This window comes from Paenibacillus sp. JJ1722 (assembly GCF_048282685.1).
Lineage (GTDB): Bacteria > Bacillota > Bacilli > Paenibacillales > Paenibacillaceae > Paenibacillus > Paenibacillus polymyxa_B.
Genome location: NZ_CP182500.1, coordinates 3,079,895 through 3,097,845 on the forward strand (window position 1 = coordinate 3,079,895; position 17,951 = coordinate 3,097,845).

Genomic DNA, 17,951 nt, shown 5'->3' on the forward strand with positions numbered 1-17,951 from the left:
CAATGAATTCAATCGTATCAACGAGTTCCGGGTTGGGTACAACGGTAGACGAGGCTGAGCTGCAACATGTAGACGTGAGAGGTGATGAATTCTGGTACATGACGTCCTATGGAGAGGAACCCACATCTGCCACAACGGAGGAAATGACACTTAGCAGTGCAGATTTGGTATTGCCCGGGTTGATTCCATTTTGTCTCACTCGTATATATGACAGCTCCAGGTTTGCTGAACTACAGCTACATTTCTCCAATCCCCCCTCGAAACCAAGAATTTTATTAATTGTTAAGCCTATGTCAAATTACATCAATTCGATTGACGATCATTTTCGCAGGTTGTTAAAATGTGCTCGAAAAACCACTTGGAATCTGATGATGGTTGTTACTGTGGGTTAAAGACATCATTATTCAAAATCCACTCCTTGATCAATCTTATTCGATGTTTTTGATGCGAGGGTCAGTTAATATAGAGAATAGATATGAAGGTGCATTAAGATCACTAAGTGCTCCACGACCACTAACAGGCATTTTTCAGATCGACTTTAAGCATTCCTTTTTCTTAAACTAAATTACTTAAATTACTTTTACTTCAATCTGAAGTGGTCTGTTTCTTTCACTGCGGTTTTGTAGTAAAGCTTCTAGCGCTCCTGCAGATGGCAGTAGAAGAGCATTTGGGGCGGATCAGGGGCAATCGTCTCCCCACTGATGAAATTTAAAGTCTTACTCTGAAATTTCTGAGGTAAGCATAACGACATTTGCTATTTTACAAATGTATAGATAAATGTCTAATTGTTAATTGGATCATGTTTGTGTTCATTACGGCAATCGGGACAAGAACCTGTACCGATAAAACAAAAAAGCCGCTATAATAGTGACTTTCAATGGGACCATGTTCTTGTCTCCCGATTAGACTGGATGTTCTTATTCCGCGCGGCTTTTTGAATTGTCATACCGTCAGACTCCATAAAATAAGTTTTAGACTTACCCTAGAAATTGAAACAGCGACAGAAAATAAAGTCCTAGACTGTCGCTGTTTCATTGAACTAACGTTCCCAGTTAGTTCAAAAAACAATTTAACATGATAGCTCTTGTTATATATAAAGTAAATTCATCTTTCCGTTATCAGCTTACAGTTGGATAATAGCCTTAGATGGTGGATGACCAGTATTTTGATTTTCAGCCATAAGGAAAATTCCCTATCATCTTGTTTGGAAATGTTCAAGGCAACGCGGTCGGCCTAACCATAATTTCACTGATTAGGGTGTCATCAGGTTCATTAATGGCAAACGCGATGGCTCTAGCAATACTGTAAGGAGAAATCCCTATGCCGCTTATTTGATTGGCGATCGTCTGCACTTCCGGGCTGGTAATGCTGTCAAAAAGTTCGGTCTTCGTCAGACCAGGAGCAATCAAGGTAGATCTAATACGCGAAGTCGAAGACTCTTCCAAGCGCAGCCCTTCCGAGATGGCTCTAACTGCGAACTTGGTGGCCGCGTATACGGCATTTGTAGGGGACACATGATAACCGGCTGTAGAGGATAGGTTAATGATATGACCGGACTGCTGCTCCCGCATGGTAGGCAATACCGCTGCGATACCGTATAAAACGCCTTTGATGTTCACATCGATCATTTGATCCCACTCTTCTACTCTTAATTCATTCAGCCTGGAACTCGGCATGACCCCTGCATTGTTCACCAATACATCAATTCGGCCATATACACTTAAGGTAAACTTGGCCAAATTCTGCATATCTTCGGCAGAAACGACGTCTGCTTTTACAGAAACGGCCTCGCCGCCACCCTGTTTAATTTCATTAGCAATCGCATGCAGACGTTCCTCTCTTCTGGCTGCCAATACCACCTTTGCGCCATTTTGTGCCAACAACTTCGCTGTAGCTTCCCCTATTCCGCTGGAGGCTCCAGTTATAATCACCACTTTATCTCGTATATTTTCCATTGTTAAATGCTCCTTTACCCAAAATTTTTCTTGGTGACGTGTGTTGAATATTTAACGGTCGTTGATTAATATTATAGACAGAAGCCCCGATTACTCAATGGTTAATGGATGCGTATTTGTTTTATATACAACAACACCCTAAGAATTGTTGATTAACTGAAGGAGGTAACGAAAGGAATGGAAAACGCTGTTAAAACCGACCGACGCATTCTCCGAACCAAGCAGTCCATAACGAAGTCGTTTCTGGAGCTTTTTTCGGAAAAAGACTTTGAACAAATCACTATTAACGAGATAGCGGAGCGTGCCAATGTTAACCGCGGCACCGTTTATCTGCATTACAGTGACAAATACGACCTTTTGGATAAATGCATTGAAGATCACATCAACGAATTGATTTCGTTGTGCAAGAAACGGGAGGCCAATCCGCTTAGCCAAGGAATGGTACAAGAGCCCAAACCGGTTTTTGATTATTTGCGTGACAATTTCCAGTTTTTCTCTGCTATGTTTTCCAATCAAAGAGCCTTTCTATTCCGGGACCGATTGCTGAATTTCATCTCAGTCAATCTTATGAATAAAATGGAAAGTACTGACAATAAGCCCGTTATCGACAATGAGTTAAAAGCCCAATTCATGGCCTCTGCTTTTATTGGCATTGTGGAGTGGTGGGTACGTCATCAAATGCCGCATTCCACACAATTTATGGCCGATCAGGTTAGGAATTTATTTGAAAAGAATCAAGTTTATCCGAAGTAGCATTGAATGTATCTCAGAACTTTATCCTTTCGCTTTTACGCAAACGCTACCTAATGGGGTTCGGCAATTCTAGGCCACGGTTATGAAGTGTTCCCTTCTTTACATTAATTCCACTAACCTGCCCATAAGCGTAATGAAAAGATCAGCCGATCGTTTGGCCGGCTGCGCTAACCTGGTTAGCTTAATAAAAATGGAGCAGCTGCCAACTGGCAAAACTGCTCCATACTGTTGTACAACTAACGTTTCGCGTTAGTTGTATGGACTAATTACTGAGTGAATTTCATACTATCTTGACTAGCAACAAATCCAAGTCGTTTATTGAATCTGTAGCATCTTTACGGTGTGTATGGTTGTCAGTTAGATTATTTCGTAACCCATTGTTTTAGCCTCATTAATAGTATAACAAAATGGGGACTCTCCAATTCCTTTGCCATAATAATCCTGTCTACACGAACACCCTCAATTTAACCTCTGTACCTAATCTCGAAAACCTCGGAATAATTAATTGTAAGCTGAATACCACCAATAACTTCGTTGTTATTCGAAAGGAACGATTACAACATTAGCATCTGCTGTTCAATCTTTGCGAGCGCTTCAAGCTGGTATCTTTTTGTACTACCGTCCCGAGCAATCGAGCAAAACAAGAATTGAAATTAACGATGGTATCCCTCAAGTCTCTGCTGGCCGTTGATTATGCGGGCGCCAAGTCTTTTTCATTTTGTTATTCTCTAGGCATTTCGTTAAAGAAAGCTACATCATCAACTGCCAGCCTCACCGTCGGATGACCGGGCTTCGCCGCCTTGCCGATGGCGATCAGCATAATCGGAACGTAGCGTTCTGATATCCGGAACGCTTCCATGAACTTTTGTTTGTTGTAGCCGCCCATCGATACCGTGTCGTAGCCTTTAGCGCGGGCGACAAGCATGAGTTGCATCGATACTAGCCCGCCGTCGGTATAAACTTTTTCGCGGATGGCCTCGGGCGGCATGCTCGAATACATCCCGGTATAGCGTTCCACGAACGATTTAGCCGTCTCTGCAGGCATGTAACCCGCATCGACCGCCATTCCGTAGATTTTCTCGGCCGATTTATAACACTCCAAATCTCCGAGTAGCGCAATGACAGCCGAAGCCTCGACCACTTGCTGTTGAGTGAATGCGATCGGAAGCAGCTTCTGCTTCAGCTCCGGCGAGTCGATAACTAGAAAACGCCACGGCTGCAGGTTAGCGGCTGAAGGAGCGAGCGTGGCTTGCCGCAATATTTCGGTCAATTCCTCCCGCGAAATCTTGATCTCGGGATCATAGCTACGAACTGACCGGCGTTCTCCAATAACATCAAAAAAAAGTTGGTGCTCCATCGTTAGTGACGGTTGTGAAACCGACATGGTTCTCTCCTCCTTTTGGAAAAGCAGCATTCTGCATTTTGTTTCAATACAACATTAGTAGTTTGAACAACACTTGTTGTATTTATATGTTATAATACCAACCGAATGGTACGCAATCATCAATAACCATAAACCGTTGTATAGACAACACCATTTCTATAATGTCGTTTTATTAGGGGAGATCTTAACGATGACCATTAAAAAGAATGAAGCTGATCCTCGTGTGATACGTACACGGCGACTCCTTCAAGACGCTTTTGCTTCATTAATTCAAGAAAAAGACTTTGAATCGATAACCGTTAGGGATATTGCAGAGCGGGCTACTGTTAACAGAGCGACTTTTTATGCGCACTTTGTAGATAAATTCGAAATTCTTGAGGCCAAACTAATGGAATCATTTATGACAATCATAAATCGTAGAATAAACGGTCACGAAGTTCTAAATGAAGAAACAATTCAGAGTATTTTTCTGGGTGTGTGCGATTTTCACAAGGGTCTAAGCACGATGTGCAAAAGAAGGTATACATCGCTTGGACTTGTATTCGAAATTCAAATAAAGGAAAAAATTCAAACGATACTTCTTTCCTTTATAGACAAAGACAAGATGCCATCGAGTCCAAACGCGCACTTCTTAATAAATACAGCTTCTATCATGTTAAGTTGGGGGATGTATGGGGCTGCTTACGTTTGGAACAATGAGGGGTGCCCAATAAGTGCGGAATCATTTGTTAAACAGGCTATGCCCTTAATGATGAACGGAGCCAAAGAACTACTGGGATAGGTCTTGTCGCTATTGCTCTATCCTGCCCGTTCAGATGAAACCAAGCCTGTTGTGCCTGAAGAAAGCAAACGTTGGATTGTATAGTGGCTCATCTTGGAAGAAGGTTTCACCCGTATATTAATGGGCTTACTGAATTGAACATTTTCCTTTGGAACCCACCTGTATTCGCTCGTCTCATCAGAAATAGCCAACTCTCCACCCAGTTTTACACACGAAAATCAAACATGACCTTCGAATGAACATCAGTTTGTGTGTTGTGGTGAATAGTGGACTGTAAGTTATCTGTTTAGATCATCATCAAATCGGCAATCGGAACATGTTCTTGTCCTTGGCTCGGGACAAGAACTTGTACCGATAACATAAAAAAGCCGCTAAAATAGAAATTGCGACAGAAGATAACAGGCACGTATCTTATTGTAAAAATGTATAAAGTCTTCAATTCGTCTATGTGCTTCTCAATACTTCCGATGATGATCCTAAGATTATAGATCTTCCACTTTCGGCTGTGAACGATCAAGCCCGTGACTCAAGGGGTGCTCCTATCGTGAAATGGTACAATAACCCGAATTGGTTTGTTGGAAATGGGATAATATTCTTGTCAAAATCGGTGATGAGATAAAGTTCTTGTCATTTGGTTTTGACAAGAACTTTATCTCATAAAATAAAAAAGCCGCGATTTCCGCAGCAATTAATGAGATAATGTTTTTATCATCCGACATATTTGTCCGTTGATGTTCAGTGACAACAAGTTTACCCCATTTCTTATATGACTTCTGTTGGAAAACGTGTTGCAAATGAATGTCTCAGAGAATGCACGGTTAAAGCTGGTTTTCCAAAAGCTGTAGCATATTTTTCGATCAGTTTCTCTATGGATCGCTGAGTTAAGCGTCTGCTTTTTCCTTTACGACCTATGGGAGCTGCAATAAACAAAAAAGGTTCGTTTTTTTCTGGGATATATCTAGATTCTCTGATCTGCAGATAATTTTCTAAATCCAGTAACGCTTGCTGAAATATACATATTGTTCTTTATTACCTTTGCGTATAACACGCACTAAAGCTTTATTTATATCCAGATCTTCAATGTTAATACCTGCTACCTCAGAGAGCCTAAGACCAGATCCTAAAATGAGGGAAACAATGGCTGTATCCCGTTCACGATTAAACTGATGGAAATTGAAAATACGTTTATTCTCTTTATTGATTTCTCCGAAATCATGAGATATAAACTGCCTAAATGACTCAAAATCGTCTTCCCTGAGAATTTTCCCATCCATACGATTGGCAATGGTTTCTTGGCTTTCTTTAACTACATTTAAATCCATTTTGGCCATAACATTGCGCTGGATATATGGCTTTAGGTCACTTGTCTCAGCTTTATTCTGTAAGTAATCAAATCTAGCGAAGAGATCTTGATTCGATAAACCACGGGTGTTCGTCGCTTGTGTGATTGATCAACAAATCCATGATTCCTTTCATACCTCGACTATGAAAGGAATCATCCTCTTTATATCACCAATGCCATCCCCATTGGAGTCCATAAAAAATTTGATAATCCACAGCTTCTTTCCACCATGCCCTTTTCATATTGCTTGATCCTTTTTCCCTTATTCTAAATTCAATTCATAAATATTTTTCAACCAGTTAAGATTAGAAATTTATTGATCATACACTTTTGTACGATATTCATTTTCATTTATTGAGTGTATCGATAAGGTACATCCTCGCTTCATAAGGACGCATTTCTATATCAGACATGTTATTTGGATAATTGGATATTAGCAGCTGTTTAGTCTCTGCCAGCTCTTTCTGAAGTGGGAGATGGGTTGTGTATTTTTGAAAATTACATACTACAAGTAGTTTGGTTCCTTTCAGCGTTCGAGTGTATGCGAACAAATCTTTATTCTCGGGATACATCAGCTCATAATCCCCATATATGATCACTTCATGATCTTTCCTTAATCGGATTAGTTTCCGATAATAATGGAATATGGATTCAGGGTTATTTAAACTTTCTTGTGCATGGATATCCTTATAATTCGGGTTTACTTTAATCCAAGGGTTCCCTAATGTAAAACCAGCGTTGTCGGAAGCGTCCCACTGCATTGGTGTTCGAGCGTTATCACGCCCCTTTGCAAAGACTGACTCCATAACTTTATCTTCAGGGTATCCTTTCTCAATTCTATCTTTGTAGAAATTTAGTAACTCAATATCCCGATAGTCTTCAATTGGATATTGAACATTCGTCATTCCTAATTCTTCCCCCTGATAAATGTATGGTGTGCCTCGCATGCCATGAAGAAGGGTTGCCAACATTTTAGCCGATTCTATCCTGTATTCTCCGTCATTTCCCCAACGAGAAACGATTCGGGGTAAGTCGTGATTATTCCAAAACAAACTGTTCCAGGCATCCCCCTTCAGCTCTGTCTGCCATTTAGATAACACTTTTTTTAATTCTTGAAAATCTAGAGGCTTAAGATCCCACTTCCCTTTCCCCTCTTGTTCGTCCAAACTAATATGTTCAAATTGAAATACCATTGAAAACTCACTGCCGTCCGGGTTGCTATACAATTTGGCGATCTCTGGCGTAGCGCCCCATGTTTCTCCAACCGTCAGCAGGTCTCCTGCTTTTTGAAACGTCTCCTTGCTGAGTTCCCTGATATACTTATGCAGATTCGGCCCGTTGCTGGTAATTTTCAAATCTGGTTCTTTTCCGATTAAGTCAATTACGTCAAGCCGAAAACCGCCTACACCCTTGCCTATCCACCAATTGATCATTTCGTAAATTTCTTGTCGGACTTTTGGGTTTTCCCAGTTGAGATCCGGCTGTTTTACAGAAAAAAGATGTAAATAATATTGTCCTATCTCGGGTACCCATTCCCAAGCTGAACCACCAAAGATGGAACCCAAGTCGTTTGGTGGCATTCCTTCAACGCCATCTCTCCAGACATAATAGTCATGGTACGGATTTTCTTTGCTTTTTTTTGCTTCTTGAAACCATGGATGCTCATCGGAAGTATGGTTCAACACCAAATCCATTATGATTCGAATGTCACGTTTCCCAGCTTCATGAATTAACATCCCCATATCATCCAAAGACCCGAACATCGGATCAATATCCCGATAGTCCGAAATATCATAACCGAAATCATCCTGAGGGGATTTACAAACTGGTGATAGCCAAATCGCACCGACACCGAGTTGCTGCAAATAGTCCAGACGGGAAACAATTCCTTTCAAATCGCCGATTCCATCACCATTACTATCTTGAAAGCTCCGTGGATATATCTGGTATACAACGATTTCTTTCCACCAATTTTTATTTTCCATTGTTCATTACAACCTTTCCAATAGACGCATAGTGTTTTTATCTTAATCAAGTCGCATCATACAATTACTCTTTTACCGATCCTACAACAATTCCAGTCACAAAATATTTTTGAAGCAGCGGATAAATCAGCAGTAGCGGGATGACAGCGACTACGATTTTGGCAGCATTTAGATTTTTGTTTGATATTTCAGTCAGGTTGCTGAGTTGTGCTGAGTTGGTGCCGGATTGAAGAAGTTCGGCAATATTCACGTTAAGGGACTGAATATAAGTCATTAGCGGATAATTGCTGACTTGGGTCATATAGATCAAACCGCTAAAAAAATCATTCCACGTTCCCACGATACTGAATAGTGCTACCGTCGCCAGCGCAGGGATGGACACGGGAACATACACTTTGAACAGAACCTGGAGCGGATTCGCCCCATCGATGAATGCTGCTTCTTCTAGCGCCTTAGGTACAGCAGAGAAGAAGTTCATGACAAGGATGACACTGAATATAGGGACAGCTCCCGGTAGAACAAGCGACCAAATTGTATTAAGCATATCGAGGTTTTTGATCAGTAGATAACTCGGGATCATCCCGCCGCTGAACAACATGGCAAAAATCATAACATTCATATAAATGTTTCTGCCCCTAAATTCCCTTTTCGACTTGGAGAGCGGGTATGCCATTAAAATAATAAGAATCATGTTGAGAATAAGTGTGAGCACAACACGTAGAACAGATATGCCAAAGGAACGCCAGAACTGAGCATCATCGATAATTTTCGTATACGCTGCTGTTGTAAAATTGACCGGTACGAGACCTACAGCATTAGCTGACACGGCCTCGCTGCTGCTGAATGAAATCGCAACGATATTCCATAACGGAAGAAGGCAGATCAATGCCAGCAATATGACGATGGCATTGATGACAAACCGGCCAATTCGATCTTTTAGGCTTACAGAATATGACATAGGCTTTGCCTCCTTAGAATATTTTTCGGTCGGTGTATTTCTTGGCCAAATGGTTGGCGGACAATAGCAAAACAATACCGATCACTGACTTGAACAGGCCAACAGCCGTACCGAAGCTATACTGTCGCCCAACGAGTCCAATCCGATATACATAAGTATCCAGAATATCTCCCGACTCATAGACAACCGGATTATACAGATTATAAATTTGATCGAAGCCGGCACTCAAAATATTGGTCAGACTCATCACTCCCATGAGCAGGATAATAGGCAGCATACCTGGCAATGTAATATGCCATACTTTTCTCCACCAGCTGGCTCCATCCATTCCTGCCGCTTCATACAGACCCGGATCAATCGAAGTAATTGCAGCCAAATAGACGATGGAACTGTAACCGAACTCCTTCCACACGTCTGTCCCAATAATCAGCGGCTGGAACCAGGTGTTACTGCCGAGAAAATTAATATTCTCCAGACCGAAAAAAGCCAAAATTTGATTCACAATTCCATCCAAACTGAACATGTTAACAACCACGGATGCTAGAACTACCCAGGATAGAAAGTGTGGCAGATAAACAATTGTCTGTACGGATTTTTTAACGAATTTGATGCGGATCTCATTTAACAAAATGGAAAAAATGATAGCCATCATTGTTCCCAATAGAATCTTGGCAATGGCAATCACCAACGTATTACTAAAAACCTGTGCGATGTCCGGCAGCTTAAACATATAAATAAAATGCTTCAGCCCTACAAATTTGGAGCCAAACATCCCCTTGGCTGGTATATAATCCTGAAACGCCGTAATGACACCGACCATCGGAACATAGCTGAATACCAGTAAAAATAAAATTCCCGGAAGCATCATCATATGATACATGGCACCCGTGCCCAACCGAACTTTTGCTCTATCATTTCCCTGTTTCATGGATGGACCCCTTTCCTGAAGAAAGGCTACTTATCGCAGCCCTTCTAGCAGTTCATGATTGTTTATTTTTCGGATGCAGCCTCGTCTTCAATTTCCTGAATCACCTGGTCACCACCTTGTTTCTTCCAATTGCTAACGAAAGTATCGAAGTAATCCAGAGATTCTGCACCAGTCACGATTTTGATGAAAGATTCCTGCTCCATCTTGGTCAGATTAGCCCATGTCTGTTTCATGCTTGGTGTAGTGCCAGAGAAAGCGGGTGTCATCCAGACGAATTTGTTTTCCCGTGTCAGTTTGTCGATGAGTCCCACTCCGTTGATACGCGAGTGATATTTCGCCCAGGCTGTTACGTTATCCGTATCCATATCGCTCAAGTAGGTTTGGATACTTTCAATATTGTTCTTTGATTCGGTTGTCCGGACCTGATCCAGACTAATCTCCCCTTTAATCCCGCGAACAACGTCAGAGTAATCATCCAGCAGCGAGGTAGCCGAGTTGACTTCAATATTAAAAGGTCTGGTAGAACCGTCTACGCCGTTCTCTTGATACTTGGCGGCTTCTGGCATAGATGTTTCCACATTTTTATCATTTGCCAATTTATCGTAGAAAAGGTTTACTATTTTAACGGCGAGTTCCGGGTGTTCATATCCTTTTCTCACAACGATAAACTGATTGGCTGGATTGGCGTGTGCCACGTTTACCTTTCCGTCTGCATCCTCCAAAGTGTAAGCCGTGAATTTCGCATTCTTATCCATCTGCTTCACGCTGCTCAGACCCCAGTCGGGAATATGCCATGGTCCAAAAGCAATACCGCTTTGGCCGTTGGTGTACAGTGCCGTAATATCATCAAATGTGCGTGTTCCAAATTGCGGGTCGATGATGCCTCTCTTGAACCAATCTGCCATGACGCCTAACATCTGCTTGGTTTCCTTTGTTGTCGAGCCATAAACAATGCTGCCATCCTTTCCCTTCATCCAGTATTGAGGGAATGCACCCTTGGTGGAGGCAACTCCCAGCATGGTATAGGCGGAACCATTATAGTCACTTGTATTAAGGGTGTTCACAAAGGGAATACCTACCGGTTTCCCGGATTGGCCAGGATCTCTTTTCAGGAATTCCTTGGCCGTTTTCTCCACATCATCCAGCTTGATGGCCCCGTCTCCGTCTGCGTCAAGTTGGATACCCAGTAAATCCAGCCAATCCTGACGAACCCAGACCATGGTTGGCGCGGAATCTAGGGAAGTAGCCGGAAGTCCCATTAAACGTCCATCTATCGTCGCATTATCTAATGCACGGCCCTCATAAGATTCGTAAATGTTCTTGATGTTATCTGTGGCATACTGCTTGTAAATTTCCGTCATATCTTCAATCAGATCATTATCAACCAGTTCTTTGAGTTCATCCTTGGAATCGACACGCATCATGTCAGGCAGTTCCCCAGAGGCGATGGCGAGAGAAACCTGACGGCTGTAATCTTCTCCGTTGGCTTCAAATTGGTCTTTAATCTGAGCGTTAAATGTTTCTTTGACCAGCCGAGTATACGCGTTGTTCTCATACGTATCTCCAGCCGGCAGTTTCGGGTTGGCTGTAGTCACACGACCCATCGTTACGGTTATTTCGTCTTTATAGGCACTGAATGGGTCTCCCGGTGTTACCTCATACTTGCCCGCTTCCTCCGCAGTGGGAGGGTTGGAGGAACCCCCACAGGCTGCAAGGGTTGAAATCATCAGGGCAGACATCGACAACACGGCCAGACGTCTCGTCAACATGTTTCTTTTTATGAACCATTTAGTTCTCATCACATTCGATTCCCCTTCGTTTTGAATATTTCTCTATCATTGTTGTTTGCGCTTTCATTATAAGACTCGGAGAAGACAAATCGAGATAGGGATTGAACGTCTGTTTGGATAGAGAAATGTATACGGTTTCATTCGGGATCATGAAGCCATAGTTGGCTTGTAAGCATTTATCCTACTTACCGACATACATTTGTCTATCCTTACTTACTAATCAAAGTGAAGAACAAAAAAAACCGGCAGCTCCTGAAATAGGAATCGTCGGCTTGATTAATGGAATTTTAAGAGTGTCTTATAGAATTTATCGTATCACATTCATAATGGTCTTCAGCGATGATTATGGTGTGCAGTCACCTCCACAGTCACTTGATCACCCCCTTGTTCCTTCCATTCCTCGACAAATTGATCAAATGAATCGATCGGTTCAGCGCCTAAAATAATTTTTAAAAATGTATCATGTTCCAGTTTTGATAGTTCACCCCAAGCCTTCTCCATCGTTGGAGTTCGTATATAGGTAAGGCTTTGAACTTTATGGATGTTTGGATCGAAAAAATTTCTTCCGCCTACAAGAAGCGAATAACCCCGCATAAAGCTGTCGCTGTGTTCATTCCAATAGGAAATATCATATTGATCATAAGGCTTCAATTTGGTTTGTTTTATTGTCGAAACTAAGTTTTCCAGCAATTTGTATTCAGACTTGTCCTTGAAATCGGCGGGTGTTTTGGTTCCCATCAGAATATCCTGCGCTGCCTTCGATTCATATCGTGCTTCATCTGCCGGAGCAAAGAAATTGCGGCCCAGCATAAAACGCGTACCGTACTTGAACTCATCACGAAGGTACAGATTGTTAATTTTAATGATCGCTTCGGGATGAGCATATCCTTTTCGTACCACCAAGAATGAACTTGACGGATTATCCACCTTCACATGGTATGCTCCGTTTGCATCCAGCGGGAGTGCGTATGCTTGCCAGTTCGCCTCCGGCTCGTTCTGCCAAGCGCTCGGAAGGGGCCAGTACCCAGCATAAAAACCTTGAAAGAACATCCCCGCCTGACCGTTAATAACTGTTTCTTCCGCTTCTTTGCGGATACCCAGTTCTGGATCGAGAAGGCCTTTGGCGTACATTTCACGCAGTTTGACCAAGGCCTCCTTCGTTTCCGGTAGAACCGAACCGTATACAGGTTTTCCATCTTTGCTCAGCCAATATCCCGGGAAAGATCCATATGCTGCGAAGATTGGGGTTAGATCAAAAGAAAAAGCACTGTTGTTGAAATCGTTATACAGTCCAGTGCTTGAAGCAAGGCCAATCGTATCCCGCTTACTGTTTCCATCTGGGTCATTCTCTACAAAGGCCTTGGCGATAGCTTCCAGATCATCTACCGTTTTCGGCGGCTTCAGTCCAAGACGGTCCAGCCAATCCTGTCGAATCCAGAGCATGCTGAAGTCTTCCGCTGTCACAGAAGGAACAGCCATCATCTTGCCATCGAAGGTCACTTGTTCCATAGCCAATCCGTTTGTGCTATCAATAATTTTTTTTATTTCCGGTGATGCGCTACTATTGTATGCCTCGGTTAGGTCTTCAATTTCTCCAGCCTTGATCATCTCGTTCAGCTGCAGCTGATTTACAATCATGGCATCCGGCAGATCATTGCTGGCGATAGCCAGATCGATTTTCTGACTCAGATTTTCCTTCGACACCTGCCATAATACCTGGACATCAATGTTAAGGTTTTGTTTAATCATCGTTTTCCATATATTCTTCTCAAGTGTTTCTCCTCCAGAGAGATCCGCGCCTGTTGGATCTACCACATATCCCAGTCGGATGGAAACGGGATATTCATATTTCCCCAATGGATCGGCAGCGGCAGTGTCCGAGATTGTTTTCGTTGGTCCCATTGGCGATTCCCGGAAGTATGGGTTGCTGAAATATACTGTCACTGTAATTAAGCTGACGACAAGAACACATGCAGCCATCTTCTTAATCATCGCTTTCCCTTCTTTCGCCCGGATTATTGGTCATCTGGGAGAGTACGCTATTTATCCCCTCTGCCGAGCTGTCGATATTCGCTTGGCAGCAGACCTGTCAATTCGCGAAAAATTCGGCTGAAATATTTTTCATCCGTATAACCCACTCGCTCCGCAATCCAGAAAATCGTGTTGGTTGTATTCAATAAATACTCTTTAGACTTCTCTATTCGTATAAATCGGGAGTACTCATTAAAGGTTTTCCCCATCAAATCCTTGAAGCATTGACTGAAATAGCTTCGGCTGATGTTCAGTTGTTGGGACAGACCTGAAGCTGTAAAAGCTTGGTCCAAATTATTTTGCATGATCATAATCGCTTTTTTCACGGCGTCTACAATTTCTTGTGAATACGAAGTCTGTTCATCTGCCTTACGAATGCCCACAGAGGTCTGCTTGATCCAATCTTCTACCTCGTACCAGGATTGAAAAGAATGGATCATTGAGATTCTACCCAACGTAGTCTGAGCAAAAAGGTGATTCCATTCCATAACTATAGAGTATAGCAATCCCATCAGCTGGCCTTTATGCAGTCTTAGTGATTTGAACTGTTCAATCAGTTGGTTGTAATAACTGTCGTTGTGGGTCCATGGTGATAGGAACCAACTTTGCCTAATACGATCCATGTCTTCATCCTGCGGTTCTATTGGAAATGAGTCCTCCACATTCATCGAAACGGAAATGACAGGATCATAAGGATTGTATGCATAGAATAAGGACGTTTCTGTATAATTCATAATCCAGTTTTGGATTTGCGACCATGTTCGCTCTTGTACATCGGACATAACCAGCAAGGCGACTTGGGGAACTTGATCCAGGGATTCCTTCAGTTTATGGAACAGCTGATCCTCTACGTCCATGGGTGCCGTCCACATCCAGCTGTTCCGTTCAACCTCCCATCGGATCTCGTCTACATTGGATGTCAGTTCAATCGGCCAGCTCTGTCCTGACTTGCGATCCAGTGAAACAAGTGCATACACATGGCGATAATGGACATTGGTCTCACTTAGCAGAGGCAGCTTTCGTCTTGTATTCGCCAGCTCGTCAATCCGGGTATGTATTCGATGCAGCACGTGTTCGAATTGCTCCTTCTCGAGCTGAACTTTGGCTATATAGTCGATGGCTCCAAGTCTGAGCGCTTCCTGGATATAATCAAAATCTTGATGCAGTGTTAATACAACAATATGTAGTTCTGGATAGAGCTGCCTTGCAGCTCGCATCAGTTCAATACCTGACATCACCGGCATCGCGAGATCTGTCAGCATCAGATCGACCGGTTGGGCTTTCAGAAAATCCAGTGCTTTCAACCCGTTACTTGCTTCTCCTATAACCTCCATATTGAACTCGTTCCACGGCATCGCGGAGCTTATTCCTTTTCGTACTAATTTATCGTCATCCACTATCAATACCTTAATCATCCTCAGACATCTTCTCCTTTGATAGGAAGTATGAGCAGTATACTTGTCCCTGTACCCAATTCACTTTCGATCACCAGTTGTGCTTGATCTCCATACTGTGCCCTCAACATGCGGTGGACATAATTGAGTCCGATGCCCATCCCTACTTTTTTATGTTCAGCTATACGATTATTCAGAAGTCTTTGAATCGCTTCCTCGGTCATGCCTGCTCCATTATCCTGTATTAAAATATTCAGCGTTTTGGCAAGTGTAACTTCAATTTGAATAAAACCTTCGTCACTCAGTCCATGATAAAGTGAATTTTCAACCAACGGTTGCAGAATAAAACGAGGCACAGGTATTTGAAGAACTTGATCATCCGCTGAAATACGCACGTCAAATTCAAAGTCATATCGAATTTGCTGCAGGATTAGGTACTGTCTTAGCGCATCAATTTCCTCTTCCATCGTGGATACTTGCCCTAATTTACCCAAATTGTAATACAACAGCTTGTTTAAGGATTGCACCAACTTGTCAATCTCTCCTTGTCCGTTCATGACGGCCAGCCAGTGCACAGTATCCAGCGTATTCATTAGAAAGTGAGGATTGATCTGATATAACAATTTTTCCACTTCCAAATCTGCACGAATCTTCTCTTTCTGCTGCACTTCCTTGAACAGGTCGCCGATTTGATGCTGCATATTTGAGAATTCTCCCAACAGAAAATCAAACTCGGGAATTTGAGTGCGGGTCTGGCTGCCTGCCTTTTGTGGATTCTGAGACATTCCGTTAATTTCCGAATGGAACAGACCTAGTGGTTTGTAAACCATCTTCCACAGAAGCCAAGCCAGAAATACGGTAAAGCCGAGAAAAAATAAAGCGACCAGTAATATTTGAAGCAACCATTGGTTTTTCTCCTGTTGATACTTAGCCTGCGAAATTACCGATATGACGCTCCAATTCTGACTGGAGTCCTCCTTAAACCAATGGTAATCACGGGATATTCCATCTTTTGCAGTACCTTTCGATATGCTGGAGAAATTCTCTCCGACCTTCATCGCTTCTGGAATTTCACTGTAAACAATGTTGCCCTCACCATTCAGGATTAAATGCGATAAAGCTCCTTTGTATTGATTGTAACCCAGTATATCCTGTGTAAGACGAAAGCCGGATTCGACGTAAATATATACATCGTCCCTTTGAGGCAGCTGTACCTTTCGCATAGCAGATAAAACAAGCTGATCATCAAATCGGTTCATACTCATATGGGGACCATAGTACGCAATGCCATATGATTTGGAAAGCACAGGCAAAGACTCGGGAGAAAAACGATCTTTGATGGGAAAGTTAGCGAACTGTGTAGTGCCTTCTTTCTGGAAATAGTATAAGGTCAGACCTATATTCGGATTAGTAAACGTTACGACATTTAACTCATTCTTTAATTCATCTCTAGCCTCAATCAATTCAAATATATTGGAGGAAGGCTTCAAGACTTCATCCAGTTTTTTTCCTAATGTACCACTATATGATAATTGCTGAGTAACATGATTCAGGTTGGTAATTGAATTTTCCAGTGATGAAGTTACCTGCTGTAGATTGCTCCGAATTCCATCATTGATTTTATTCGCAAAAATGGAATCAATGGTATAGTAAGAAATTGCAAATATACTGATAAAGGGAATAAACGCGCTGAGAAAAAACAATAAAAAGATTCTTTTTTTAAGTGTCATTCCGACCCATTCTCCTTAGGTAAATGAAAGAGCAAGCCCCTGGTTATGAAGCTTGCTGTTTATGAACAACAGCTCTATCAATTATCGTATTCCTCTTAGGCAGCGACCTATTTGAAAATTGGCGACATCTTAATCCGATTCAGATTGAAAAAATCAGGATACTTGCATCTCAGTGAGGTCCAATTCTGTTCATAATTATAGATTGATATTCAAATATGTCAAACGCTTTCATGGAATTTATAGAACTTATTCTCCCTTCCTCTTTGCATATATGACTTGCCGTTTTTAATTGCTTATTGTAGTTGAATTTTCTGCATGTAAAAAGGGCTCACTCCGTCTTCAACAAGTGAAATAAGCCTTCTAAGCTTTCAATAACATTTTCTACTCCTAATTCTTACAAATGGTGTTGTTGATCAGGATTGGATGCCAAAGCAACAAATAATTTTTCTTCTTCACTCAGCACTTGTAGAAATTGTTCTCCGGCCAGATTGGGAGCAAACACCAGGTAACGCGGCCTGACGATTCATATTTTTCCTTCTTTCGGAGTTTAGCTATAAACCTCTTGTTCCAGCACCCGATTTACAGCCTTGATAAAGGCAAGATAACCACCATCGGTATCGTTCCGATGAGGAAGAGCCAAAAACATTGTCTCTTCAACCTGGTTATCGTCTAACTCATAGCTGTTTGTCAGGATTTCTCTGATCTCATCGACGGGTGTACCGAGAGCAAACTTCTGAGCTGCTTTATAGATATCATAGTTCTCATAGATATCCTTCCGTGTCACCTTCTGCAAATCGATAAAATCATATATTTTTTTAACGGAATACAGCACCGCCAGCACAATTGAGATCAGACCCGCACTTGTTAAAATTTCATTCATTCCCCATACCTCTTTCCCTTTCACTCAGTTGACAGCTTAG

12 protein-coding genes and 2 pseudogenes are annotated in these 17,951 nt (G+C 42.1%); 2 read left to right on the forward strand and 12 right to left on the reverse strand.

Annotation, left to right across the window (positions count from 1 at the left end):
• Window positions 1–1,214: 1,214 nt before the first annotated feature.
• Window positions 1,215–1,955, reverse strand: a complete 741-nt coding sequence (locus ACM1ND_RS13465; RefSeq protein WP_028541588.1) for an SDR family oxidoreductase — start codon at window positions 1,953–1,955, stop codon at window positions 1,215–1,217.
• A 177-nt stretch (window positions 1,956–2,132) separates the two neighbouring features.
• On the opposite strand from ACM1ND_RS13465, the gene ACM1ND_RS13470 reads away from it, so the two are divergent.
• A complete protein-coding gene (locus ACM1ND_RS13470; protein ID WP_068939620.1) occupies window positions 2,133–2,708 on the forward strand; it encodes a TetR/AcrR family transcriptional regulator in 576 nt (191 codons plus the stop codon).
• A gap of 721 nt (window positions 2,709–3,429) precedes the next feature.
• On the opposite strand, the gene ACM1ND_RS13475 is transcribed toward ACM1ND_RS13470, so the two are convergent.
• Window positions 3,430–4,092: a nitroreductase family protein gene (locus ACM1ND_RS13475; protein WP_023988794.1), complete on the reverse strand. Its 663-nt coding sequence runs from the start codon at window positions 4,090–4,092 to the stop codon at window positions 3,430–3,432.
• 190 nt (window positions 4,093–4,282) lie between these two features.
• Between ACM1ND_RS13475 and ACM1ND_RS13480 the strand changes: the two genes are divergently transcribed.
• Window positions 4,283–4,873, forward strand: a complete 591-nt coding sequence (locus ACM1ND_RS13480; protein ID WP_023988795.1) for a TetR/AcrR family transcriptional regulator — start codon at window positions 4,283–4,285, stop codon at window positions 4,871–4,873.
• A gap of 771 nt (window positions 4,874–5,644) precedes the next feature.
• Here ACM1ND_RS13480 and ACM1ND_RS13485 read toward each other — a convergent pair.
• The 10 genes and pseudogenes from ACM1ND_RS13485 to ACM1ND_RS13530 all read right to left on the reverse strand — a co-directional run.
• Window positions 5,645–6,270, reverse strand: a pseudogene (locus ACM1ND_RS13485) (tyrosine-type recombinase/integrase); the annotation flags it as partial.
• Window positions 6,271–6,277: 7 nt separating this feature from the next.
• A pseudogene (locus ACM1ND_RS13490) lies at window positions 6,278–6,457 on the reverse strand (alpha-amylase family glycosyl hydrolase); the annotation flags it as partial.
• A gap of 105 nt (window positions 6,458–6,562) precedes the next feature.
• Window positions 6,563–8,200 (reverse strand): glycoside hydrolase family 13 protein, encoded by a 1,638-nt coding sequence (locus ACM1ND_RS13495; protein ID WP_068939618.1) that lies wholly within the window; start codon window positions 8,198–8,200, stop codon window positions 6,563–6,565.
• A 64-nt stretch (window positions 8,201–8,264) separates the two neighbouring features.
• Window positions 8,265–9,158, reverse strand: coding sequence for a carbohydrate ABC transporter permease (locus ACM1ND_RS13500; RefSeq protein ID WP_023988798.1), 894 nt, complete (start codon window positions 9,156–9,158; stop codon window positions 8,265–8,267).
• A gap of 13 nt (window positions 9,159–9,171) precedes the next feature.
• Complete coding sequence (locus ACM1ND_RS13505) at window positions 9,172–10,086, reverse strand: ABC transporter permease (protein WP_023988799.1); 915 nt, start codon at window positions 10,084–10,086, stop codon at window positions 9,172–9,174.
• Between the two features lie 62 nt (window positions 10,087–10,148).
• Entirely contained in the window at window positions 10,149–11,885 is a 1,737-nt protein-coding gene (locus ACM1ND_RS13510; protein ID WP_069079931.1) for a sugar ABC transporter substrate-binding protein, read from the reverse strand.
• Between the two features lie 324 nt (window positions 11,886–12,209).
• Window positions 12,210–13,868, reverse strand: coding sequence for an extracellular solute-binding protein (locus ACM1ND_RS13515; protein ID WP_069079932.1), 1,659 nt, complete (start codon window positions 13,866–13,868; stop codon window positions 12,210–12,212).
• Window positions 13,869–13,915: 47 nt separating this feature from the next.
• On the reverse strand, window positions 13,916–15,322 hold the full coding sequence (locus tag ACM1ND_RS13520) for a response regulator transcription factor (protein WP_028541594.1): 1,407 nt from the start codon (window positions 15,320–15,322) through the stop codon (window positions 13,916–13,918).
• 2 nt (window positions 15,323–15,324) lie between these two features.
• Window positions 15,325–17,031: a sensor histidine kinase gene (locus tag ACM1ND_RS13525; RefSeq protein ID WP_053325510.1), complete on the reverse strand. Its 1,707-nt coding sequence runs from the start codon at window positions 17,029–17,031 to the stop codon at window positions 15,325–15,327.
• 547 nt (window positions 17,032–17,578) lie between these two features.
• Window positions 17,579–17,911, reverse strand: coding sequence for a hypothetical protein (locus ACM1ND_RS13530; protein ID WP_068939613.1), 333 nt, complete (start codon window positions 17,909–17,911; stop codon window positions 17,579–17,581).
• Between the last annotated feature and the right edge of the window lie 40 nt (window positions 17,912–17,951).

Coding starts and splice junctions, on each gene's coding strand:
- ACM1ND_RS13505 (WP_023988799.1), bottom strand. CDS start 10,086: ATGAAACAGGGAAATGATAGAGCAAAAGTTCGGTTGGGCACGGGTGCC.
- ACM1ND_RS13525 (WP_053325510.1), bottom strand. CDS start 17,031: ATGACACTTAAAAAAAGAATCTTTTTATTGTTTTTTCTCAGCGCGTTT.
- ACM1ND_RS13520 (WP_028541594.1), bottom strand. CDS start 15,322: ATGATTAAGGTATTGATAGTGGATGACGATAAATTAGTACGAAAAGGA.
- ACM1ND_RS13480 (WP_023988795.1), top strand. CDS start 4,283: ATGACCATTAAAAAGAATGAAGCTGATCCTCGTGTGATACGTACACGG.
- ACM1ND_RS13475 (WP_023988794.1), bottom strand. CDS start 4,092: ATGTCGGTTTCACAACCGTCACTAACGATGGAGCACCAACTTTTTTTT.
- ACM1ND_RS13500 (WP_023988798.1), bottom strand. CDS start 9,158: ATGTCATATTCTGTAAGCCTAAAAGATCGAATTGGCCGGTTTGTCATC.
- ACM1ND_RS13470 (WP_068939620.1), top strand. CDS start 2,133: ATGGAAAACGCTGTTAAAACCGACCGACGCATTCTCCGAACCAAGCAG.
- ACM1ND_RS13510 (WP_069079931.1), bottom strand. CDS start 11,885: ATGAGAACTAAATGGTTCATAAAAAGAAACATGTTGACGAGACGTCTG.
- ACM1ND_RS13530 (WP_068939613.1), bottom strand. CDS start 17,911: ATGAATGAAATTTTAACAAGTGCGGGTCTGATCTCAATTGTGCTGGCG.
- ACM1ND_RS13465 (WP_028541588.1), bottom strand. CDS start 1,955: ATGGAAAATATACGAGATAAAGTGGTGATTATAACTGGAGCCTCCAGC.
- ACM1ND_RS13515 (WP_069079932.1), bottom strand. CDS start 13,868: ATGATTAAGAAGATGGCTGCATGTGTTCTTGTCGTCAGCTTAATTACA.
- ACM1ND_RS13495 (WP_068939618.1), bottom strand. CDS start 8,200: ATGGAAAATAAAAATTGGTGGAAAGAAATCGTTGTATACCAGATATAT.